The organism is Micromonospora sp. RTBAU3-60, assembly GCF_054963695.1.
This window is the reverse complement of sequence record NZ_JBUEGB010000006.1, coordinates 102,312-123,444: the sequence shown is the minus strand read 5'-3', so window position 1 is coordinate 123,444 and position 21,133 is coordinate 102,312. Positions and strand designations below refer to the sequence as shown.

The window sequence follows — 21,133 nt, the reverse complement described above, 5'->3', positions numbered from 1 at the left end:
CGGAGCGGAATTCCGCAGCCGCGAACCAAGGTGGACTCCGGTGAGCGCGAGGTGTGCGGCGGAGCGGAGCCCCGCGGTCGCGAACAAAGGTGAGGCCGGATGAGTCTGGTGCAGAGCGTGGACCACGTGGCGCTGCTGCCGGCCTACCTGGCCGCCGGCACCGCCGTACTCGTGCTCCTGGCCGACCTGCTGGTGGCCCGGGCCGGCGTCACCGTGGCGGTGGCCGCCGTCGGCGCGGCGGCCACCGCGCTCGGCGCGGCCGGAGTCGGTGCGGGCGACGAGCGGCGCACCTTCTGCGTCGGCGCCGACTGCTCCTACATCTTCGGTGGCCGGGCCGCCCTGGTCGCGGCGGTCGTCGCCCTGCTCACCCTCGGCGTGCTGGCGCTGTCCGGTCCGCTGTTGCGGGCTGGCCGCACCCCGGTGGGGGAGTACGCGTTCCTGCTCGCCTGCGCGATGACCGGCGGCGTGCTGCTCGGCGCGGCCGGCGACCTGATCACCCTGGTGGTGGCGCTGGAGACGCTCACCCTGCCGCTCTATGTGCTCGTCGGGCTGCGCCGGGGCAGCCTGGCCGGCGCCGAGGCGGCGGTGACCTTCTTCGTGGTCAGCGTGGTGGCCACCACCCTCACCCTGCTCGGCGCGGCGCTGCTCTACGCGGTGACCGGCGCCCTGCACCTGGACCGGCTCGGCGCCATCCTCGCTGCCGACGCCCACGTGCGCGACCTGCCGCTCACCACGGTCGCCGTGGCGCTGGTGGTGGCCGGGCTGGCGTTCAAGGTCGCCGCCGTGCCGTTCCACGCCTGGGCCCCGGCCACGTACGACGGCGCGCCACTGCCGGTCGCCGCGTACCTGTCGACGGCCTCGAAGCTGGGCGGGGTGGTGGCCCTGCTCGCGGTGGTGCAGCGGGCGCTGCCCGCCACCGTCACCGGGCCGGTGCTGGCCCTGCTCGCCGCGCTCACCATGACCGTGGGCAACCTGGTGGCGCTGCGCCAGCGGCGCACCGTCCGGCTGCTCGCCTGGTCCTCGGTGGCCCAGGCCGGCTACGTCCTCGCCCCGCTGGGCGCGTTGGCGCTGGCCGCCGGCCGCACCGCCGACGCCCGCGCGGCGGCGTACGCGGCGGCCGTCGCGTACCTGGTCTTCTTCGTGCTGCTGGAGTTGGCCGCCTTCGCCGCGGTGGTGGCGCTGCGCCCGGCGGACGGCGACGGCGGCACCCTGGCCGACCTGCGCGGGTCGGCCCGCCGCCACCCGTGGGTGGGCGGGGCGTTCGCGCTCGCGCTGGTCGGGTTGGCTGGCCTGCCACCGGGCCTGGCCGGCCTGTTCGCCAAGGTGACCGTGGTCCGGGCCCTGCTGGCCGGGCACGCCGGTTGGCTCGCCCTGGTGGTGGCCCTGAACGCGGTGCTCGGCCTGGCCTACTACCTGCGCCTGATAGCCACTCTCTACGCGGCGCCCGGCCCGGCCACCGCCCGGCCCGCCCGGCTGGTGGTCGCGGCCCTCGGGGTGGCCACCGCCCTCGCCGTGGTGGTGGGCTTCGCCCCGCAGTTGGTGCTGGACCTGGCCGGGCGCTGAGCGGCGGTTTGTCCCTCGGTGCCCAATCGGCACAGCGGCCACACAGAAATCCTCAGCCAACTCTCAGTCATGGGCGGGATGGTTGACGGGTACCGGTGGTGTTGAACCGGTCGGCGGATCCCGCACGGATCCGCGCACCGAAGGAGCGATCGTGCATCACAACCGTCTGAAGACCGCAGCGCTGCTCGGCCTGTTGACCTCGCTGATCCTCGCGGTCGGCTACTGGTTCGGCGGGAGCGGTGGCCTCGTCATCGCCGTCGTCGTGTCGTTGCTGATGAACGGCGTGACCTACTTCTACTCCGACAAGCTCGCACTGCGCTCGATGGGGGCGCAACCGGTCAGCGAGGCACAGTTCCCCGAGCTGTACCGGATGGTCCGCGAGCTGTCCACCCAGGCGGGCCAGCCGATGCCCCGCCTGTACGTGAGCCCCACCGCCCAGCCCAACGCGTTCGCGACCGGGCGCAACCCGCAGAACGCGGCGGTCTGCGTCACCCAGGGGATCGTGGAGATCCTCGACTACCGCGAGCTGCGCGGCGTGATCGGGCACGAGCTGTCCCACGTCTACAACCGGGACATCCTGATCTCCAGCGTGGCGGCCGGTCTGGCCGGCATCATCACCATGCTGGCCAACATCGCCTGGTTCATCCCGCTGGGCTCCTCGGACGACGAGGACGGCCCGAACCCGGCGGTTCTGCTGCTCACCCTGATCCTCGGCCCGATCGCGGCCACCCTGATCCAGCTGGCGATCAGCCGGAGCCGTGAGTTCCAGGCCGACCAGTCGGGCGCCGAGCTGAGCCGGGACCCGCTGGCCCTGGCCAGCGCCCTGCGGAAGATTCACATGGGTACGCAGATGCGCCCGCTGCCGCCGCAGGGCCAGCTCACCAGCACCGCCCACCTGATGATCGACAACCCGTTCAAGCGGGGTGGCGGCATCGCCGCCATGTTCGCCACCCACCCGCCGATGGAGCAGCGGGTGGCCCGCCTGGAGCAGATGGCCCGCAACGCCGGCCCGGTGCAGTTCCAGCGCTGACCGCGCTCGTCTCCGCCCGCGTCCCGAGCCCGGGACGCGGGCGGAGCCGTGTCCGGACGTGTGAGCGAACCGACCATTCCCACGGCGAGCTGCGGCGTTAGGGTCAAAGGGGCTTCTCGCCCGTTACCTGTCTCCCCCGGAGGTGCTTCCTTGGCCGCCCTGCGCCAGTACCTGGGCGTCTGGCGGATCCCCGGCGCACCGATGCTGCTGATCCTCGGCATCATCGGCCGCCTCGGGATCGGCATGACCCCGCTCGCGCTGCTGCTCGTGGTCGAGGAGGTGACCGACCGGTACTCCCTCGCCGCGGTCGCCGGCGGCATCTACGCGCTCGCCGGCGCCGCGCTCAGCCCGATCGCCGGGCGGATCGCCGACCGGGTCGGTCCCACCCCGGTGCTGCTGGTCACCGCGATCGCCCACCCGCTCGCCCTCTTCGGCCTGCTCGGGGCCAGCCGGTCCGGCGCCGACAACCTCGCCCTGATCTACCTGGCCGCCGGCGTCGCCGGGGCCACCTTCCCGCCGCTGACCGCCGCCATCCGGGGCGCCTGGAACGACCTCACCGCCCCCACCACCGGCCGCGCCCACCTGCGCAACACCGCGCTCGCCGCGGAGACCTCGCTCTTCGAGGTCGTCTTCGTGCTCGGCCCGCTGCTGGTGGCCGGGTTCGTACTGGCCGCCGACGCCGCCGCCGCGCTGGTCGGGTCCGCCGTGGTCACCCTGGTCGGGACCACCGCCGTCGCGCTCGGCCGGGTGATGCGGGGCTGGCGCCCGCACCCGCGCGAGCACCAGGCGAAGGGCCTCGGCCCGCTGCGGGTCGGGGGCTTCCCGGCCCTGCTGCTCTGCGTCGCCAGCCTCGGCATCGCGTTCGGCGCCGCCGGCGTGATCGTCCCGGCCTTCGCCGGGCAGGCCGCGGCCGACGACCCGGAGAGCCTGGCCGGCGTGCTGCTCGCCGTCTGGGGGATCGGCAGCGCCGTCGGCGGCTTCTGGTTCGGAGTACGCCGACCGGCCGCCAACATGACCCGCCAGTTCGCCTGGCTGCTCGGCGCGGTGGCGGCCAGCTTCGCCGTGTACGCGGTGATGCCGGCCCCGCTGGCGCTCGGCGTCGCGCTGGTGCTCGGCGGGGCCACCATCGCCCCGGCGCTGACCCTGGAGAACACCCTGGTCGGCCGGATCGCCCCAGCCGGCATGCTGAACGAGGCGTACACCTGGGTGGTCACCATGTCGGTGGCCGCGAGCGCGGCCGGGGGAGCGGTGGCCGGGCTGATCGTCGACCACGCCGGCGGCGTGCCCTGGGCCTTCCTCTTCGCCGGGGCGGCGGTCGCCGTCGGGGCCGCCGTCGCCGCGCTGCCCGCCGGCCCCATCGCCCGGGCCGAGGCCACGGCGGTACGCGCCGAACACGCGGTCGTCGCCTGACCTGCCCCCTCGCGGTCCGTCCGGGGATCGAACCGGCCCCCGGACGGGTACAGCCTCGGCATGTTCGTCTTCTTCTCGAACCGGATCGGCTGCCTCGGCTCGATCCTGATCAGCGCCATCGTGACCGTGATCCTGCTGCTGATCTTCGCCCGCTGACCGGGTCCGGCTCTCCTCCGCCTGCCCCACAGCGGCGAGGCCGCGGTGTCCCCGCGGGTCGTAAGGCGCGACGTCCGGGATGTGGTGCGGCGCTGGCTCGGCCGGCCCCCAGAAGGGGCCGGCCGAGATCCTCAGCGGTAGTTGGTGAACTGAAGGGCGACCCCGAAGTCCTCGCCCTTGAGCAGCGCGATGACGGCCTGGAGGTCGTCCTTCTTCTTGCCGGTGACCCGCAGCTGGTCGCCCTGGATCTGCGCCTGGACGCCCTTCGGGCCGTCCTCCCGGATCTTCTTGCTGATCGCCTTGGCCTTGTCCGAGTCGATGCCCTGGATCACCTTGGCGTCGATCTTGAAGACCTTGCCGGAGGACCGCGGGTCGCCGGCGTCCAGCGACTTGAGCGAGATGTTCCGCTTGACCAGCTTCTCCTTGAAGACGTCCAGGGCGGCCCGGACCCGCTCCTCGGTCTCCGCCTGGAGGCTGATCGCCTCCTCGCCCGACCAGGAGATCTCCGCCCCGGTGCCCCGGAAGTCGAACCGCGTCGCGAGCTCCTTCTCCGCCTGGCGGAGGGCGTTGTCGACCTCCTGCCGGTCGACCTTGCTCACGATGTCGAACGACGGGTTCGCTGCCATGCTCATGCTCCTGCTGTCCGGCGGTCTGTCCTGTTCCGTCCCCCGCTGACCAGCGGTGGGACCCCCTGACGGTACCCGGTTGCGGCGCCCTGGGGGGCAACCGCTATCCTTGCAACCGCTGCCGCGCGATAGCGTGGTGGCAACGCCCTGGCGGGTTGCCCGAGCGGCCAATGGGAGCGGACTGTAAATCCGTCGCGAAAGCTACAGAGGTTCGAATCCTCTACCCGCCACCAGGTGCGAGAACGGCCCCGTGAGCTGCGGAAACGCACTCCGGGGCCGTTCTCGTCCGGCCCAGCTCGATCCAGCGCTTCACGAACGCCCGCTTCGACCATGTCTCGCTCGCGATCGGGCATGCAGGAAGCTCACTTGGCCTCTCCTGAGCAGCAGGAACAGCCGGGCTCGCTCCCGCAGGCGTCGGTGCCCTCAGCCTGACCAGTGAGCGAGCTCGCGCCGCTCACGGGCACCGCGCAGCAGGCGTCCCCACGCCATGCCTCTCGCCCCTCCTTGATCGCCACCGCGGCGATGACCAGCGCGGCCAGCGGATCGGCCCATGACCAGCCGAACAGGCTGTTGAGGCCCAGGCCGACGAGCAGCACGGCCGACAGGTAGGTGCAGAGCAGCGTCTGCTTGGAGTCGGCCACGGCCGACCGGGAACCCAACTCACGACCGGCCCGCCGCTGCGCGTAGGACAGCACCGGCATGATGAGCAGCGACAGGGCGGCCAGGACCAAACCCATGGTGGAGTGTTCCGCCTCTCCGCCGCCGGCGAGCGCGCGCACCGACTCGACGGTGACGTACCCGGCGAGCGCGAAGAACGACACCGCGATGATCCGCAGTGCGACCTTCTCCCGCGCCTCGGGGTCACGTCCGGCGAACTGCCACGCCACCGCTGCCGCCGAGGACACCTCGATGACCGAGTCGAGACCGAAGCCGATCAGCGCGGTGGAGGATGCGGCCTTGCCGGCGGCGATCGCGACGACCGCCTCGATCACGTTGTAGGTGATCGTCGCCGCCACCAGCAGCCGCACTCGCCGAGCGAGCAGCGCACTCCGAGCTGAGCGGCCGCCGGGCTGGATCTGGAGCAGTGGGGCCGACATCAGCAGCAGCCCTGCTGATCGGCGTCCGCGCATACCGTCGGGTCGACGGCCAGGACCAGGTTCAGCAGGTCACCGAGCGCATGCGCGAGTCGCGCGTCGGCCAGCTCGTAGCGGGTCCGCCGCCCCTCGGGCACGGCCACGACCAAGCCGCAGCCCCGCAGGCAGGCCAGGTGGTTGGACAGGTTCTGGCGGGTCGTGCCCAGCAGGTCGGCCAGCTCCGCCGGATAGCCCGGAGCGTCCCGCAGCGCCAGGAGCAACCGCGCCCGGGTGGGGTCGGACAGGGCATGGCCGAACCGGGCGAGCACCTGCCCGTACGTCAACGTCTCCACTCCGCCAACAGTACAGCGCCTGCTGTATTAAGCGCTAGCTGTACGCATCCGTGGCCGGAGTGAGGGGGTGACGGAAAGATGACGTCAGGGGTCTGGATTTCGGCTCCACGCATGTATGGTGGCCTATGGCCGACGGTGCGGGTCGGTGCCAGGCGTTCTCGGTCTGCCCCGGAGGGCTACGGACGGGACCCTCGGGGGTCGGATGATCGATTTGCGGTTTAGGTCGGAATCCGCGCTGGGTGAAGGGTTCCACCGCTCCAGGACGGCTCTGATCTGGCCGGGTGTGCCGTGGGGTGTGGGCCGAACGGCGAAACCTGGCCGCCCCCCGGGGCCGGGCCGGGTCCCGGCGCTTTCCTATGTGCGCGCCCTGTGGCACGATCGTGGAACCCTTAACCCCTGTGACACTCCCCCGACAGGAGTAATCATGTCTGGTCGAAGGTTGGGCCGACTGCTTGGCTCGGTCCTCGCGATCGCCGCCGCCGCAGCGATCGGGTTCAACTTCGGGCTCTTCAACGACGTTGCCGGTCGCCACGTGCAGGCGGATCTCATTTGGACCTCCGCCCCCGCGGACACTGGTTACTGACTGACGCGGGGAAACATCTGACGGGCAAGGAGCCTGTACGTCCGTAGCCCGTAGGGAGTGCCATGGCCGGTCGTGAACGCTCGCGACGGAGATCTACGGATCACGCCTGGCTCATCACCGGACCACTCGGTCTGCTCGCGGTCGTCTGCGCCACGATCACCGGGTTGGTCTCGGAGCAGCCGCTCGGTAAGTGGACGCTGGCTGCGGCGCTGCTGGTCATCATGGTCGTTGTTGGCATTCCGGTGCTCAACTTCGTGGTCCGGCGCCAGTCGTTCGGCATGACCCTGACCGAGATCCCACTCGTCGTGGCGCTCTTCCTGCTGCCGCCGCTGACGGTTGTGGTGATCTACACCGTCGCGTCGATGGTCACCCAGGCCCGGCATCGCCTCCCGCCGGCAAAGTTCTGGTTCAACGTCGCCAAGGCGGCCGCCGGCACCTCCCTGGCCGGGCTCGTGCTCCAGGCCCTTCCGCCCATGCGGGGCGTGGGGCCTGGCACATGGATGATCCTGTTCACCGCCGTCGCCTCGGTGATCGTCGTCAGCCTTGGCGGCATCGTCGGGGTGCACACCCTCCTGCAGGGCTGGCAGGCCGGGCGAGACGCGCTCCGCACCGCCCCGCCGGCGTTGCTCACCGCCGCGATCAACACCTCGATGGGTCTGATGATCCTGATCGCGATCAGGACCACGTGGTGGTCGGTGCTGCTGCTCGCGGCGCTGGCGGCGGCGCTCGTCCTGGTCTACCGGTCCTACGCGGAGTTCTTCCGGCAGCACCGCACCCTCGCTCAGATGTACGACCTGACCCGCGCCACCGCCGAGCGCGGTCAGGACGGCACCCTCGCGGACGCCCTCCTCGGCCGGGTGCGAGCACTGATGCAGGCCGAGTACGCCACCCTCTGGTTGCCCGCGCAAGGTCGGCATCCCGAGTTGCTGCTCACCGCCCGGGTCGACGACCAGGGCCTGCTCGACGTGGTCTACACGCCTGCGGTGCTGCGGGAGCGGGCGGCAACGGAAGGCCGCACGGTGGCGGTCGGCCGGGCTTTCGATGCGGAGCGGGAGGCCCGCCGGGCCGCACACGACGCCAAGGTCAAGGACGTCATCGTGGTGCCCCTGCGTTCGGGTCAGGCGGTGATCGGCACGCTTGAGGTCGTCAACCGGCTGAGCGACGTGGGTCACTTCACCCAGAGCGACATACCGGTCTTCGAGACGGTCGCCGCGCATGCCGCCGTCGCCCTGGAAAACTCCCGCCTGGTCGACCGGCTGCGGCACGACGCGAACCACGACGCGCTGACCAAGCTCGCCAACCGGCGTCGGGTCACCGCGGCGGTGGCCGAGGCGGTCAAGATCGCGGCACCCGGCGAGGTCGTGGCCCTGCTGCTGTTCGACGTCGACCGGCTGCGCCAGGTCAACGAGTCGCTCGGTCACGCGGCCGGCGACAAGGTCCTCGTCGAGGTCGCCGAGCGGCTGCGCGCCTGCGTGCCCTCCTCGGCCCTGGTCGGTCGCGCCGGCGGCGACGAGTTCCTGGTGACCCTGCGGCTGGAGAGCGCCGAGGCGGCGCTGGAACTGGCCGGGCAGTTGCGGGAGCAGATCCGCGACGAAATGGTCTTCGACGCGCTCACCCTCGACGTGGACACCGCGGTCGGGGTGGCCGTGCATCCGGACCACGGCAGCGACGCGGTCACCCTGCTCCAGCGGGTGGACCTGGCGACGTCGGCGGCGAAGTCCGTCCCGGGCAGCGTGCAGCTCTACAACCCGGCGCTGGAGTCCCGCTCGTTGCGCCGGCTCGGCCTCGCCAGCGACCTGCGTCGCGCCTTGGACGCCGGCGCCCTGGAGGTCTACTTCCAGCCCAAGGTGACGCTCCGGGACCGGCGCCTGGTCGGGGTGGAGTGCCTGGCCCGCTGGGAGCATCCGGCCCACGGCACGGTGGCACCGGAGGACTTCGTGGCGGTGGCCGAGCACACCGGGCAGCTGGGCCGGCTCACCGAGTTCGTGCTCCGGGAGAGCCTGCGCCGCAGCCGGGACTGGAGCTACGGCGAGCGGGCGCTTGCCGTGTCGGTCAACCTCGCTGCCCGCACCCTCGCCGACCAGCATTTCCCCACCCTGGTGCAAGAGCTGCTGGACGAGTACGGTGTGCCGCCGCAGCGGCTCACCCTGGAGATCACCGAGGCCGGGGTGCTGGACGGCACCGAACGCCCGATACCCACCCTGCGGCGCCTACGTGACCTCGGCGTCCGGCTCTCGGTGGACGATTTCGGCACCGGCAACTCGTCCCTGGCCCAACTGCGCCGGCTGCCGGTGCACGAGGTGAAGGTCGACCGCTCCTTCGTGCAGGGGATGGCGACCGACCCGAGCGACCTGGCGATCGTGAACGCCGTGGTGACGCTCTCTCAGCAGTTCGGCCTAGCCGTGGTGGCCGAGGGGGTGGAGAGCGAGCTGACCCTGGAGCTGCTCCAGGACATCGGCTGCGAGATCGGCCAGGGCTTCCTGTTCAGCCGGCCCCTGCCCTACGAGCGGCTGGAGGCCTGGTTCGGTGCCCAGGTCGAGCCCGAGGCGATCTCGGTCGGCGATCTGCCCCGCCTGCGCGTGGTGCCCTGAGCTGCGGAAACGCGGCGATGGGGGATCCGATTTCACCTCGGGGGCGCGGTCGTGTACTGTTTCCCCTGCGCGACACCCACGGGGTGATCGGGCAGGCCCCCTTAGCTCAGTCGGCAGAGCGTCTCCATGGTAAGGAGAAGGTCTACGGTTCGATTCCGTAAGGGGGCTCAAAGGGTCCGGCTGGACCCGCCACGGCGGTGTAGCTCAGATGGCAGAGCAAGCGGCTCATAATCGCTGTGTCGCCGGTTCAAGTCCGGCCACCGCTACTCTCGTCCTCCGGGTCACCCGGTGGTCGGTGGGATGGGCGCCACAGGCGCCCACTTTGCGTGTCCGCGCCGTCAGCGCGTAGGCTGATGCGCCGTAGTTGTTACCCGTTAGCGAGGAAGGCACTCCGCCGTGGCGAAGGCGACCGATGTCCGGCCGAAGATCACTTTGGCGTGTGTGGAGTGCAAGGAGCGCAACTACATCACGCGCAAGAACCGTCGTAACGACCCGGACCGCATCGAGCTGAAGAAGTTCTGCCCCCGGGACGGCAAGCACACCATCCACCGCGAGACCCGCTGACCCGCGGCCGGCTCCGCCGGCCCGGTCCCGCAGCATCTCCGAAAGCCGATCCGCACGGCCAGCGGCCCCGAGCCGCCCGGCCCGCGCGGATCGGCTTTCGTGTTTTCCGTGTAGGTTCGCGGCATGTCCCTGGACCCGTCCTTCGTCGGCCGGACCTATCCGCCGACCGCCCCCTACCAAGTGGGCCGAGAAAAGATCCGCGAGTTCGCCACCGCCATCGGCGCCACCGATCCGGCCTACCACGACCCGGAGGCCGCCCGGGCGCTCGGCCACCCCGACGTGGTGGCCCCGCCGACCTTCCCCGTGCTGGTCACCATGGCCGCCAGCCAGCAGATCATCGAGGACCCGGCGCTGGGCGTCGACTACAGCCGGGTCGTGCACGGGGACCAGCGGTTCGCGTACACCCGGCCGGTGGTGGCCGGCGACGAGCTGGTCTGCGTGAACATCATCGAGGAGATCACCACCCGGGGCGGGCACGGCTTCCTGACCACCCGCACCGACGTGAGCACCGCCGCCGGTGAGCCGGTGGTCGCCGTCTGGTCCAAGCTCGTCGTACGCGGGGAGGCGTGACCGTGGAACTGCCCACCCAGACTTTCCGGGTGACCCGTGCGGACCTGGTCCGCTACGCGGGCGCCTCGGGCGACTTCAACCCGATCCACTGGAGCGACCGGACCGCCACCAAGGTGGGCCTGCCCGGCGTGATCGCCCACGGCATGTTCACCATGGCGCTGGTCGGCCGGGCGGTCACCACCTGGGCCGGCGCGCCGGACGCGGTGGTCGACTTCGGTGTCCGGTTCACCCGGCCGGTGGTCGTCCCCGACACCGACGAGGGCACCGAGATCGAGGTCAGCGCGGTGGTCAAGGGGGTCACCGAAGACGGCCTGACCAGGCTCGACGTCACCGCCACGTGCCTGGGGGAGAAGGTCCTGTCGCAGGCTCGGGCGACCGTCCGGACGCCCCGCTGACCAGTCTGTCGACGCGCGAGGGGCAGACCGGTTGGGAAAGTCGCACGACTACCCGTACACTGGTCCGCCGTGGGGCAAGTGACCCCTGCCCGGCACTGCGTGTCCGGGTGGGGTGAGTTGCCGCACAGGGGTGTAGCTCAATTGGCAGAGCAGCGGTCTCCAAAACCGCAGGCTGCAGGTTCAAGTCCTGTCACCCCTGCGCCTCAGGCCTGACCGTTCCGTGGGTCGCGCCGCCGCAGGGCGGCGTTCGGCCCGTGGTGGTGGCGCCGGCGGGGTGGTTCCGAGGCATTCGGGGCCCTCCCGGTCGGTCCGCCGGCCGCGGCCCGTCGCGGGACGGTTGGTCCGGCCGGCGTGAGCACACGTCGCGCACGCCCATCGGCGTGCGACCCGATATCCCGCACGGAGGGCGAAGTGGCCGAGAACAAGCGGCGCGGCGAGGACGCCGGCGACGAGCGTCTGCCTGAGGACGCGGTCGTCGACGACGTGACCGCCGAAGACGACGCCACCGACGCGGACGAGCCGGTCTCCCGGGGCGGCACCGCCACCCGCAAGCGGGCCCGCGCCGAGTCGACCGAGGGCCGCAAGACCCGGAAGGACACCGAGCGGATCGGGCTCTTCGCCCGCATCGCGCGGTTCTTCCGCGAGGTCGTGGCCGAGCTGCGTAAGGTCATCTGGCCGACCCGCAAGGAGCTGCTGACCTACACGGCTGTGGTGGTCACCTTCGTCGCGGTGATGCTGGCGATCGTGGCCGGCCTGGACTACGGCTTCGCGAAGGCGGTGCTGTGGGTCTTCGGCAACCCCAGCTGACCGGCTACCAGCGATACAGACGGAAGTGAGCGAGCGTGCCTGAGTACGACGAGACCGCCGAGACCCCGGACGAGCAGTCTCCGGTGGCGACGGCGGCCAACGATGAGTCGGTCGAGGCCGCCAGCGCGCCGGAATTCCCGACCACCGAGCCCGCGCCGGACGAGGAGTTCGACCCGGTCGCCGAGCTGCGCCAGAAGCTGCGCTACGCCCCCGGCGACTGGTATGTGGTGCACTCGTACGCCGGCTACGAGAACAAGGTCAAGACCAACCTCGAGACCCGGATCACGTCCCTCGACATGGAGGACTACATCTACCAGGTCGAGGTGCCGACCCGGGAAGAGGTCGAGGTCAAGAACGGCAAGCGGTCCCAGGTGCAGGCGAAGGTCTTCCCGGGCTACATCCTGGTCCGGATGGAGCTGACCGCCGAGTCCTACTCCTGCGTCCGCAACACCCCCGGGGTCACCGGCTTCGTGGGGGCGACCGACCGGGCCGACCGCCCGGCGCCGCTGAGCCTCGACGAGGTGCTCAAGTGGCTGGCCCCCGCGGTCGAGGCGGTGGAGAAGAAGGCCAAGCCCGAGGTCAAGGTCCTCGATTTCGAGGTCGGCGACTCGGTCACCGTCACCGACGGCGCCTTCGCCTCGCTGCCGGCGACGATCAGCGAGATCAACGCCGACCAGCAGAAGCTCAAGGTGCTGGTGTCGATCTTCGGCCGGGAGACCCCGGTCGAGCTCAACTTCAACCAGGTCGCCAAGATCTGACGTACGTCGGGCACCGGCGGTGGGCTTCCGGCCCGCCGCCGGTGCGTCGTTTCGCCGTCCCGCCTACCTCGGCGGCGGGGGCGACGGAAGTCTGCGCTAACCTAGAACGTCGCCGCTGTCGCACCGCGCTGACCGTGCGCGCCCGCGGCCGGTGAGAATCCCGTTCCAAGTCCCAGGAAGAGACATGCCTCCGAAGAAGAAGCTCGTCAAGACGTTCACGCTTCAGCTGCCGGCGGGCCAGGCCACCCCGGCGCCGCCGGTCGGCCCCGCGCTCGGCCAGCACGGCGTGAACATCATGGAGTTCTGCAAGTCCTACAACGCGCAGACCGAGTCGCAGCGGGGCGACATCGTCCCCGCCGAGATCAGCGTCTACGAGGACCGCACCTTCACCTTCGTGCTGAAGACCCCGCCCGCCGCCCGGCTGCTGATCAAGGCCGCCGGCGTGCAGAAGGGCTCGGGCGTCCCGCACAAGGAGAAGGTCGGCAGCGTGACCCGCGCCCAGGTGCGGGAGATCGCGGAGAAGAAGATGGCGGACCTCAACGCCAACGACCTCGACCAGGCCGAGAAGATCATCGCCGGCACCGCCCGGTCGATGGGCCTCAACGTCACCGACTGACCTCGCCTCAGCGCCTCACCCGATCAGTTTCGTGGGAGGGCCCGCGGACGTCGCGGCCCGCCATAGACCACAGGAGTAACGAGAAATGCAGCGCAGCAAGAGCTACCGCAAGGCCGCCGAGGTCATCGACCGGTCGAAGCTCTACTCTCCCGCCGAGGCCGTCAAGCTGGCCAAGGAGACCACCTCCGTCAAGTTCGACGCCACGGTCGAGGTCGCGATGCGCCTCGGCGTCGACCCCCGCAAGGCGGACCAGATGGTCCGCGGCACGGTCAACCTGCCCCACGGCACCGGTAAGACCGCCCGCGTGATCGTCTTCGCCGCCGGCGCGAAGGCCGAGGAGGCCGCCGCGGCGGGTGCGGACGAGGTGGGCACCGACGAGCTGGTCGCCCGTATCCAGGGCGGTTGGCTGGACTTCGACGCGGCGATCGCCACCCCGGACCAGATGGCCAAGATCGGCCGGATCGCGCGGATCCTGGGCCCGCGCGGCCTGATGCCGAACCCGAAGACCGGCACGGTGACCATGGACGTCGCCAAGGCCGTCTCGGACATCAAGGGCGGTAAGATCACCTTCCGGGTGGACAAGCACTCCAACCTCCACCTGATCATCGGCAAGGCCTCGTTCACCGAGGCTCAGCTGATCGACAACTACGCGGCGGTGCTGGACGAGGTGCTGCGGTCGAAGCCGTCCGCGGCCAAGGGCAAGTACCTGAAGAAGGTCACCCTCACCACCACCATGGGTCCGGGCGTCCCGGTCGACCCGAACGCGGTGAAGAACCTGACCGAGGCTGCGGCCGAGGCCTGAGCAGACAGCCCTGACGGGGCCCCGCCACCACGTGGCGGGGCCCCGTTCGTCTGTCCGGTGTGGCAGGCTCGCCCCATGCAGCTGGAGGACGTCTGGTTGCGCTACCACCGGCGCGGTCCGTGGGTGCTGCGCGGCGCGGAGGTGCGGATCGACCCGGGCGACGTGGCGGTGGTGCTCGGGCGCAACGGCGCCGGCAAGTCCACCCTGCTCCAGCTCGCGGCGGGCGTGCTCCGGCCGAGCCGGGGCCTGGTGGTCGACCGCCCGGCGGCCGTCGCCTGGGTGCCCGAGCGGTTCCCCGCCGACCAGCCGTTCACCGTCGGCGCGTACCTCACCGCGATGGGCCGGGTCGCCGGCCTCGCCGCGCCGGCGGCCGACCGGGCGGTGCGGCACTGGGTCGACCGGCTCGGCCTGGCCCGGTTCCACGGGGTCCGGCTGCCCGAGCTGTCGAAGGGCACCGCCCAGAAGGTGGGCCTGGCCCAGGCGATGCTGCGCCCGCCCGGTCTGCTCGTCCTCGACGAGCCCTGGGAGGGGCTGGACGCCGCCGCCCGCGAACTGGTGCCGGAGGTGATCGGCGAGGTGCTGGCCGACGGTGGCGCGGTGCTGGTCAGTGACCATCGCGGCGAGACGGTCCGGCTGCCCGGCGCGCGGCAGTGGACGGTCGCCGACGGCACGGTCACCGAGCAGGCGCCGTCCGAGGGCGCGGCCGTGGCGGTGGTCGAGCTGGCGGTGCCGGCCGCGCGGGTCGCGGCCGCCGTCGCCCGGTTGCGCGCCGACGGCCACCACGTTCTGCGGGTACGCGACCACACCGCCCCGCCTTCCGCCACGCGCCCCGACGGGCTGTCCGCCGACCTGGTCCCGCCTTCCGCCGCTCGCCCCGACCCCGGGCCGGCCCCGGACTCCGTCGCGCCGTCCGCCGCGCCCCCCGAGCCTGGGACGCCGGCCGGCGCCACCCTGTCTTCCGTCGGGCGTCCCGAACCCGGGCCGGCCGTCGATGCCGGCACAGTCTCGGATGGCGACCCGATGGCCGGCGTCCGCAGCCCGGTCGAGCCGGCTCCCGTCGCCCTCGACGGCGATGCACCGGCCGGCACAGCCCCCGTCGCCCTCGATGGCGATGCACCGGCCGACCCGGCCCCGGAGGTGGCCCGGTGACCGGGCTGGTCCGGCTGCGGCTGGCCGGTTTCCTGCGTACCGGGCGGGCGCTGGCGCCGGTGCTGGCCGGCCTGCTGGCCCTCGGCATCCTCTACGGCGGCGGCCGGGCCCGCCCGGCGGAGGCGTACGGCGTCTCGGCGGTGGTGCTGTTCCCGGTGCTGGCCTGGCAGACCAAGCTCCTGCTGGACGTCGAGCCGGACGTGCAGCGCCGGCTGGCCCGGGTGGTGGTCGGCCCGGCCCGGGAGCGGGCGGCTGGCCTGCTCGCGGCGGCCGTGGCCGGGTTCGGCACGGTGGCCGTCGCGCTGGTCCTTCCCTGGCTGGTCGGCGGGGTGACCGTCGAGACGGGGCCGGGGGATCTGCCGGTGGCCGCCGGGGTGGCCCTCGGCCTCTGGGCCCATCTGCTCGCCCTGCCGGCGGCCGTGGCGCTCGGCGCCCTGGCGAGCCGGGCGGTCACCCGCAGCGCCGGGTACGGCGTGGCGGTGCTCGCGGTCGGCGTGGTCGGCACCCTGGTCCTGGGGCTGAGCAGCTCGGTGGCGCCGTGGCTGGTGCCGCCGGTGATGCCCACCGCCCGGGCGCTGACCGGCGCGCTGACCGCCTCGACGGCACTGCTGCTGAGCGCCTGGGCGCTGTTCTGGGCGGTGGTGGCCCTGAGCGGCTACGCCTGGGTCCGCCGCACCCGCGCCTGAGCGACCCGGGGGTGCCGCACACCGGCGGCTCCCGCCCTGCCGATGGCGCGAGGTGCGGCACCCAGAGTTGATCACCGAACCGGGCCGGGGTGACGGGAGGCACTCCGGGGGTGATTTGGCGGTACGGGACAGGTCGCGTAACCTTGTGCCGTAGTTCCACCCAGAGACCGCTGGTCACCGTGCCCTGGCACGGTCGAAGGTCCCGCGATGACGGGCGACCCGCGCAGGGCGGCAAGCGAAAATCGGTGCTGTGTGTGGTCCGCCGACCGCGCCCGTTGTGCCGGCCCTCGCCCCGTGCGCCCTGCGCCGGGGCTTTTCTCGTTGTCGTGATGCCTCCGCCGCCGTCGTGAGCGTCCGCTCGTCGCCGGCGTACCAGCTCCGAGCAACGAGAGAGGAGGGACATGGCGGACAAGCCGATCCGGGCCGACAAGGCCACGGCCGTCGCCGAGCTGACCGAGAGCTTCCGCAACGCGGGGGCGACCGTGCTGACCGAGTACCGCGGGCTCACGGTTTCCCAGCTCACCCAGCTGCGGCGCTCGCTCGGCAAGGAGACCAGCTACACGGTCGCGAAGAACACGCTGGCCAAGCGTGCCGCGACCGAGGCGGGCATCTCCGGCCTCGACGAGCTGTTCACCGGTCCTACCGCGCTGACTTTCGTTTCGGGCGACGTCGTCGAGGCGGCGAAGGGGCTTCGCGACTTCGCGAAGGCCAACCCGAAGCTCGTCATCAAGGGCGGTGTCTTCGAGGGCAAGGCCATTTCCGCGGCCGAGGTCACGAAGCTCGCCGACCTGGAGTCCCGCGAGGTGCTGCTGGCCAAGCTGGCCGGCGCCATGAAGGGCAACCTGAGCAAGGCCGCGGCCCTGTTCCAGGCTCCGCTCTCCAAGGCCGCCCGTGCGGCGGCCGCCCTGGCGGACAAGCGCGAGAAGGAGGGCGCCGAGGCGGCCTGAGGCCCCGCGGCGCACCCACGTTCTTAGTCAAACCATTAGGAAAGGACGCCAGACATGGCGAAGCTCAGCACCGAAGAGCTGCTCGACGCGTTCAAGGAGATGACGCTGATCGAGCTCTCCGAGTTCGTGAAGCAGTTCGAGGAGACCTTCGAGGTCACCGCCGCCGCTCCGGTCGCCGTCGCCGCGGGCCCGGCTGCCGGTGGCCCGGCCGCCCCGGCCGAGGAGGAGAAGGACGAGTTCGACGTCATCCTCGACGCCGACGGTGGCAAGAAGATCCAGGTCATCAAGGTCGTGCGTGAGCTGACCGGCCTGGGCCTGAAGGAGGCCAAGGACCTGGTCGAGGCCGCGCCGAAGCCGGTTCTGGAGAAGGTCAACAAGGAGACCGCCGAGAAGGCCAAGGCCAAGCTCGAGGGCGAGGGCGCCAAGGTCACCCTCAAGTGACCTTGCGTTGACCTGACGCGCGTCCGGCTCACGTGAGCCGGGGCACACCGCGTCGCGGCGGGCGGTGATCCGGGAACGGATCGCCGCCCGCTGTGGTTGGCCGTGCCCGGTGGCAGCGACGTGAGCAGGGCGTTCAGGTTCCTCGCACCGGCCTCACAGCGGCGCCTGTCGGTAGCCCGTCGGTGGGAAAGACACCCCGAGCGGTAACCGGCCCTTGACGCGGCACCCGGCTGCCAGGCACGCTGACACCAGCAAGACCTTCCGCGCTTGCAACGGCCACCTCTTGGGTATGGCAGCGGCAGCACGATCGCCGTGACACCCGAGCGGCCCGGCAGGAGCGTCGCGTTCCGAGCGGCCCGGTAGACCTGATTTCGAGGGTCCCGAGGCAAGTTCCGCGACGACCTGCGGGGTGGGCTGGACAGCGGTTAGCCTCTCGGCTACACTGCTAGTTTGCGCTGCCTTCCGACTTGACCCCTGCTCGGAAATGTCCGATTGCGGATATTTCTGGTGGGGTCATTGGAGTGCACGCGTACCAGCCGTTCTGCAGCACCGGTCCTCGGAAGGACGCATCTTGGCAGCTTCCCGCCCTGCGAAGACCAGTCGTACGTCGAGCGCTTTTGCGCCCCGCCGAGTTTCTTTCGGCAGGATCACCGAACACCTCGAGGTCCCCAACCTCCTCGCCATTCAGAACGAGTCCTTCGACTGGCTCGTCGGCAACGAGGCTTGGCAGGGCCGGTCGGCGGACGACCCGCACGCACGCTCGGGTCTCGCGGAGATCCTCGACGAGATCAGTCCCATTGAGGACTTCTCCGGCACCATGTCGCTCTCCTTCTCGGCTCCGCGCTTCGACGAGGTCAAGGCCTCGATCGAGGAGTGCAAGGAGAAGGACCTGACCTACTGCGCCCCGCTGTTCGTGACCGCGGAGTTCACCAACAACACCACCGGCGAGATCAAGAGCCAGACGGTGTTCATGGGTGACTTCCCGATGATGACGCCGAAGGGCACCTTCATCATCAACGGCACCGAGCGCGTCGTGGTCAGCCAGCTCGTCCGCTCGCCGGGCGTCTACTTCGACAAGCAGCCGGACAAGACCTCCGACCGCGACCTCTCCAGCGTCAAGGTCATCCCGAGCCGGGGTGCCTGGCTGGAGTTCGACATCGACAAGCGCGACACGGTCGGCGTCCGCATCGACCGCAAGCGCCGGCAGGCCGTCACCGTCCTGCTCAAGGCCATCGGGTGGTCCGCGGAGCAGATCCGCGAGAAGTTCGGCTGGTCCGAGCTGATGATGACCACGCTCGAGAAGGACCACATCGCCGGCCAGGACGAGGCGCTACTCGACATCTACCGGAAGCTCCGTCCGGGCGAGCCGCCCACCCGTGAGAACGCCCAGACCCTGCTGGACAACCTCTTCTTCAACCCGAAGCGGTACGACCTGGCCAAGGTCGGGCGATACAAGTTCAACAAGAAGCTCGAGATCGACGTCCCGATCACCACGGGTACGCTGACCGAGGACGACATCGTCGCCACCGTCGAGTACCTCTGCCGGCTGCACGCCGGTGAGGAGGGCTACGAGGCCGACGACATCGACCACTTCGGCAACCGGCGCCTGCGTACCGTGGGCGAGCTGATCCAGAACCAGGTTCGGGTCGGCCTGTCCCGGATGGAGCGGGTCGTCCGCGAGCGGATGACCACCCAGGACGTCGAGGCGATCACGCCGCAGACCCTGATCAACATCCGCCCGGTGGTGGCGGCGATCAAGGAGTTCTTCGGTACGTCGCAGCTGTCCCAGTTCATGGACCAGACCAACCCGCTGGCGGGCCTGACCCACCGGCGCCGGCTGAGCGCGCTCGGCCCGGGTGGTCTGTCCCGGGAGCGGGCCGGCTTCGAGGTCCGCGACGTGCACCCGTCCCACTACGGCCGGATGTGCCCGATCGAGACGCCGGAAGGCCCGAACATCGGTCTGATCGGCGCCCTGTCCACCTTCGCCCGGGTCAACCCGTTCGGCTTCATCGAGACGCCGTACCGGAAGGTCGTCAACGGTCGGGTCACCGACCAGATCGACTACCTGACCGCGGACGAGGAGGACCGGTTCGTCAAGGCGCAGGCCAACGCCCCGCTGAAGTCCGACGGGTCGTTCGCCGAGGACCGCGTCCTGGTCCGCCGTAAGGGCGGCGAGACCGAGGACGTGCCGCCGGAGGCCGTGGACTACATGGACGTGTCGCCGCGGCAGATGACCTCCGTGGCGACCGCGATGATCCCGTTCCTCGAGCACGACGACGCCAACCGCGCGCTCATGGGTGCGAACATGCAGCGCCAGGCGGTGCCGCTGGTCAAGGCCGAGTCCCCGCTGGTCGGTACGGGCATGGAGTACCGCGCGGCCGTCGACGCCGGTGACGTCGTCGTCGCCGAGGTCGGCGGTGTGATCGAGGACCTCTGCGCCGACTACATCACCGTCCACCAGGACGACGGCCACCGCCGGACGTACCTGCTGCACAAGTTCCGCCGCTCCAACGCCGGCTCCTGCGTCAACCAGAAGCCGGTCGTCTTCGAGGGCGACCGCGTCGAGGCCGGTCAGGTCATCGCTGACGGTCCGTGCACCGACGAGGGCGAGATGGCGCTCGGGCGCAACCTGCTCGTGGCGTTCATGACCTGGGAGGGCCACAACTACGAGGACGCGATCATCCTGTCGCAGCGCCTCGTGCAGCAGGACGTGCTCACCTCGATCCACATCGAGGAGCACGAGGTCGACGCCCGGGACACCAAGCTCGGCCCGGAGGAGATCACCCGCGACATCCCGAACGTCAGCGAGGAGATGCTCGCCGACCTCGACGAGCGCGGCATCATCCGGATCGGCGCCGAGGTCGTCCCCGGCGACATCCTGGTCGGCAAGGTCACCCCGAAGGGTGAGACCGAGCTGACCCCGGAGGAGCGGCTGCTCCGCGCGATCTTCGGCGAGAAGGCGCGGGAGGTCCGGGACACCTCGCTGAAGGTGCCGCACGGTGAGACCGGCACGGTCATCGGCGTGCGTACCTTCTCCCGTGAGGACGGCGACGAGCTGCCCCCGGGCGTCAACGAGCTGGTCCGGGTCTACGTGGCCCAGAAGCGCAAGATCCAGGACGGTGACAAGCTCGCGGGCCGCCACGGCAACAAGGGCGTCATCTCCAAGATCCTGCCGATCGAGGACATGCCGTTCCTGGAGGACGGCACCCCGGTCGACATCGTGCTGAACCCGCTCGGCGTGCCGTCCCGGATGAACATCGGCCAGGTCCTGGAGACCCACCTCGGGTGGGTGGCCAAGACCGGTTGGAGCGTCCAGGGCGACGACGAGGAGTGGAAGCGCCAGCTCCGCTCGATCAACGCGCACGAGTCCGAGCCGGACACCAACGTGGCCACCCCGGTCTTCGACGGTGCCCGCGAGGAGGAGATCGCCGGCCTGCTCGAGTCGACCCTGCCCAACCGGGACGGCGACCAGCTGATCGGCCGTACGGGTAAGGCGCGGCTGTTCGACGGTCGCTCCGGCGAGCCGCTGCCGGACCCGATCGCGGTCGGCTACATCTACATCCTGAAGCTCAACCACCTGGTCGACGACAAGATCCACGCCCGGTCGACCGGCCCGTACTCGATGATCACGCAGCAGCCGCTGGGTGGTAAGGCGCAGTTCGGTGGCCAGCGCTTCGGTGAGATGGAGTGCTGGGCGATGCAGGCGTACGGCGCCGCCTACGCCCTGCAGGAGCTGCTGACGATCAAGTCCGACGACGTCCTCGGCCGGGTGAAGGTCTACGAGGCGATCGTCAAGGGCGAGAACATCCCCGAGCCGGGCATCCCGGAGTCGTTCAAGGTGCTGCTCAAGGAGCTGCAGTCGCTGTGCCTCAACGTCGAGGTGCTGTCCAGCGACGGTGTGGCCCTGGAGATGCGCGAGACCGACGACGAGGTGTTCCGGGCCGCGGAGGAGCTGGGCATCGACCTGTCCCGGCGCGAGCCGAGCTCGGTCGAAGAGGTCTGAGGTGAGCGGT

The 21,133-nt window shown here is 70.9% G+C and carries 19 protein-coding genes and 4 tRNA genes; 20 read left to right on the top strand and 3 right to left on the bottom strand.

Annotated elements, in window-relative coordinates; genetic code table 11:
• Positions 1-99 precede the first annotated feature (99 nt).
• The 3 genes from ACY34I_RS08485 to ACY34I_RS08475 all read left to right on the top strand — a co-directional run bounded on the left by ACY34I_RS08485 (position 100) and on the right by ACY34I_RS08475 (position 4,003).
• On the top strand, positions 100-1,563 hold the full coding sequence (locus ACY34I_RS08485) for an NADH-quinone oxidoreductase subunit N (RefSeq protein ID WP_462754015.1): 1,464 nt from the start codon (positions 100-102) through the stop codon (positions 1,561-1,563).
• A 151-nt stretch (positions 1,564-1,714) separates the two neighbouring features.
• A complete protein-coding gene (gene htpX / locus ACY34I_RS08480; RefSeq protein WP_148793434.1) occupies positions 1,715-2,593 on the top strand; it encodes a zinc metalloprotease HtpX in 879 nt (292 codons plus the stop codon).
• Between the two features lie 150 nt (positions 2,594-2,743).
• On the top strand, positions 2,744-4,003 hold the full coding sequence (locus ACY34I_RS08475; protein WP_462754013.1) for an MFS transporter: 1,260 nt from the start codon (positions 2,744-2,746) through the stop codon (positions 4,001-4,003).
• Between the two features lie 287 nt (positions 4,004-4,290).
• Here the strand turns inward: ACY34I_RS08475 and ACY34I_RS08470 are convergent, their stop codons facing one another.
• Entirely contained in the window at positions 4,291-4,785 is a 495-nt protein-coding gene (locus ACY34I_RS08470) for a YajQ family cyclic di-GMP-binding protein (RefSeq protein WP_148793438.1), read from the bottom strand.
• A gap of 149 nt (positions 4,786-4,934) precedes the next feature.
• On the opposite strand from ACY34I_RS08470, the gene ACY34I_RS08465 reads away from it, so the two are divergent.
• Positions 4,935-5,018, top strand: a tRNA-Tyr gene (locus ACY34I_RS08465).
• Positions 5,019-5,147: 129 nt separating this feature from the next.
• Here ACY34I_RS08465 and ACY34I_RS08460 read toward each other — a convergent pair.
• Together ACY34I_RS08460 and ACY34I_RS08455 are read right to left on the bottom strand one after the other, a co-directional pair.
• Positions 5,148-5,882, bottom strand: coding sequence for a cation efflux transmembrane domain-containing protein (locus ACY34I_RS08460; protein WP_462754011.1), 735 nt, complete (start codon positions 5,880-5,882; stop codon positions 5,148-5,150).
• On the bottom strand, positions 5,882-6,211 hold the full coding sequence (locus ACY34I_RS08455; RefSeq protein ID WP_462754009.1) for an ArsR/SmtB family transcription factor: 330 nt from the start codon (positions 6,209-6,211) through the stop codon (positions 5,882-5,884). The genes ACY34I_RS08460 and ACY34I_RS08455 overlap by 1 nt, the downstream gene beginning before the upstream one ends.
• Positions 6,212-6,856: 645 nt before the next feature.
• Between ACY34I_RS08455 and ACY34I_RS08450 the strand changes: the two genes are divergently transcribed.
• The 16 genes from ACY34I_RS08450 to rpoB all read left to right on the top strand — a co-directional run bounded on the left by ACY34I_RS08450 (position 6,857) and on the right by rpoB (position 21,123).
• A complete protein-coding gene (locus ACY34I_RS08450) occupies positions 6,857-9,385 on the top strand; it encodes a putative bifunctional diguanylate cyclase/phosphodiesterase (RefSeq protein ID WP_462754007.1) in 2,529 nt (842 codons plus the stop codon).
• A 95-nt stretch (positions 9,386-9,480) separates the two neighbouring features.
• Positions 9,481-9,553 (top strand) — tRNA-Thr (locus tag ACY34I_RS08445).
• Positions 9,554-9,578: 25 nt separating this feature from the next.
• A tRNA-Met gene (locus ACY34I_RS08440) sits at positions 9,579-9,651 on the top strand.
• A 130-nt stretch (positions 9,652-9,781) separates the two neighbouring features.
• On the top strand, positions 9,782-9,949 hold the full coding sequence (gene rpmG / locus ACY34I_RS08435; protein ID WP_067301359.1) for a 50S ribosomal protein L33: 168 nt from the start codon (positions 9,782-9,784) through the stop codon (positions 9,947-9,949).
• Positions 9,950-10,072: 123 nt separating this feature from the next.
• Complete coding sequence (locus tag ACY34I_RS08430) at positions 10,073-10,519, top strand: FAS1-like dehydratase domain-containing protein (RefSeq protein WP_462754005.1); 447 nt, start codon at positions 10,073-10,075, stop codon at positions 10,517-10,519.
• A 2-nt stretch (positions 10,520-10,521) separates the two neighbouring features.
• Positions 10,522-10,914: a MaoC family dehydratase gene (locus tag ACY34I_RS08425; protein WP_148793712.1), complete on the top strand. Its 393-nt coding sequence runs from the start codon at positions 10,522-10,524 to the stop codon at positions 10,912-10,914.
• Between the two features lie 126 nt (positions 10,915-11,040).
• Positions 11,041-11,113, top strand: a tRNA-Trp gene (locus tag ACY34I_RS08420).
• Positions 11,114-11,325: 212 nt separating this feature from the next.
• Positions 11,326-11,721: a preprotein translocase subunit SecE gene (secE, locus tag ACY34I_RS08415; RefSeq protein WP_148793447.1), complete on the top strand. Its 396-nt coding sequence runs from the start codon at positions 11,326-11,328 to the stop codon at positions 11,719-11,721.
• Between the two features lie 35 nt (positions 11,722-11,756).
• Positions 11,757-12,479, top strand: a complete 723-nt coding sequence (gene nusG, locus ACY34I_RS08410) for a transcription termination/antitermination protein NusG (RefSeq protein ID WP_148793449.1) — start codon at positions 11,757-11,759, stop codon at positions 12,477-12,479.
• A 184-nt stretch (positions 12,480-12,663) separates the two neighbouring features.
• Complete coding sequence (gene rplK, locus ACY34I_RS08405; protein WP_148793450.1) at positions 12,664-13,095, top strand: 50S ribosomal protein L11; 432 nt, start codon at positions 12,664-12,666, stop codon at positions 13,093-13,095.
• Between the two features lie 85 nt (positions 13,096-13,180).
• Positions 13,181-13,897, top strand: a complete 717-nt coding sequence (gene rplA, locus ACY34I_RS08400; protein WP_148793452.1) for a 50S ribosomal protein L1 — start codon at positions 13,181-13,183, stop codon at positions 13,895-13,897.
• A gap of 75 nt (positions 13,898-13,972) precedes the next feature.
• Entirely contained in the window at positions 13,973-15,046 is a 1,074-nt protein-coding gene (locus ACY34I_RS08395; RefSeq protein WP_462754002.1) for an ABC transporter ATP-binding protein, read from the top strand.
• On the top strand, positions 15,043-15,732 hold the full coding sequence (locus ACY34I_RS08390; RefSeq protein ID WP_462754000.1) for a hypothetical protein: 690 nt from the start codon (positions 15,043-15,045) through the stop codon (positions 15,730-15,732). The genes ACY34I_RS08395 and ACY34I_RS08390 overlap by 4 nt, the downstream gene beginning before the upstream one ends.
• 401 nt (positions 15,733-16,133) lie before the next feature.
• Positions 16,134-16,679, top strand: coding sequence for a 50S ribosomal protein L10 (gene rplJ, locus ACY34I_RS08385; protein WP_089005205.1), 546 nt, complete (start codon positions 16,134-16,136; stop codon positions 16,677-16,679).
• Between the two features lie 54 nt (positions 16,680-16,733).
• Entirely contained in the window at positions 16,734-17,120 is a 387-nt protein-coding gene (gene rplL, locus ACY34I_RS08380; protein ID WP_148793456.1) for a 50S ribosomal protein L7/L12, read from the top strand.
• Positions 17,121-17,691: 571 nt separating this feature from the next.
• Positions 17,692-21,123: a DNA-directed RNA polymerase subunit beta gene (rpoB, locus tag ACY34I_RS08375; protein ID WP_148793458.1), complete on the top strand. Its 3,432-nt coding sequence runs from the start codon at positions 17,692-17,694 to the stop codon at positions 21,121-21,123.
• Positions 21,124-21,133 lie beyond the last annotated feature (10 nt).

Coding starts and splice junctions, on each gene's coding strand:
- ACY34I_RS08485 (WP_462754015.1), top strand. CDS start 100: ATGAGTCTGGTGCAGAGCGTGGACCACGTGGCGCTGCTGCCGGCCTAC.
- ACY34I_RS08470 (WP_148793438.1), bottom strand. CDS start 4,785: ATGGCAGCGAACCCGTCGTTCGACATCGTGAGCAAGGTCGACCGGCAG.
- ACY34I_RS08430 (WP_462754005.1), top strand. CDS start 10,073: ATGTCCCTGGACCCGTCCTTCGTCGGCCGGACCTATCCGCCGACCGCC.
- rplK (WP_148793450.1), top strand. CDS start 12,664: ATGCCTCCGAAGAAGAAGCTCGTCAAGACGTTCACGCTTCAGCTGCCG.
- ACY34I_RS08395 (WP_462754002.1), top strand. CDS start 13,973: ATGCAGCTGGAGGACGTCTGGTTGCGCTACCACCGGCGCGGTCCGTGG.
- rplL (WP_148793456.1), top strand. CDS start 16,734: ATGGCGAAGCTCAGCACCGAAGAGCTGCTCGACGCGTTCAAGGAGATG.
- rplJ (WP_089005205.1), top strand. CDS start 16,134: ATGGCGGACAAGCCGATCCGGGCCGACAAGGCCACGGCCGTCGCCGAG.
- ACY34I_RS08450 (WP_462754007.1), top strand. CDS start 6,857: ATGGCCGGTCGTGAACGCTCGCGACGGAGATCTACGGATCACGCCTGG.
- rplA (WP_148793452.1), top strand. CDS start 13,181: ATGCAGCGCAGCAAGAGCTACCGCAAGGCCGCCGAGGTCATCGACCGG.
- ACY34I_RS08460 (WP_462754011.1), bottom strand. CDS start 5,882: ATGTCGGCCCCACTGCTCCAGATCCAGCCCGGCGGCCGCTCAGCTCGG.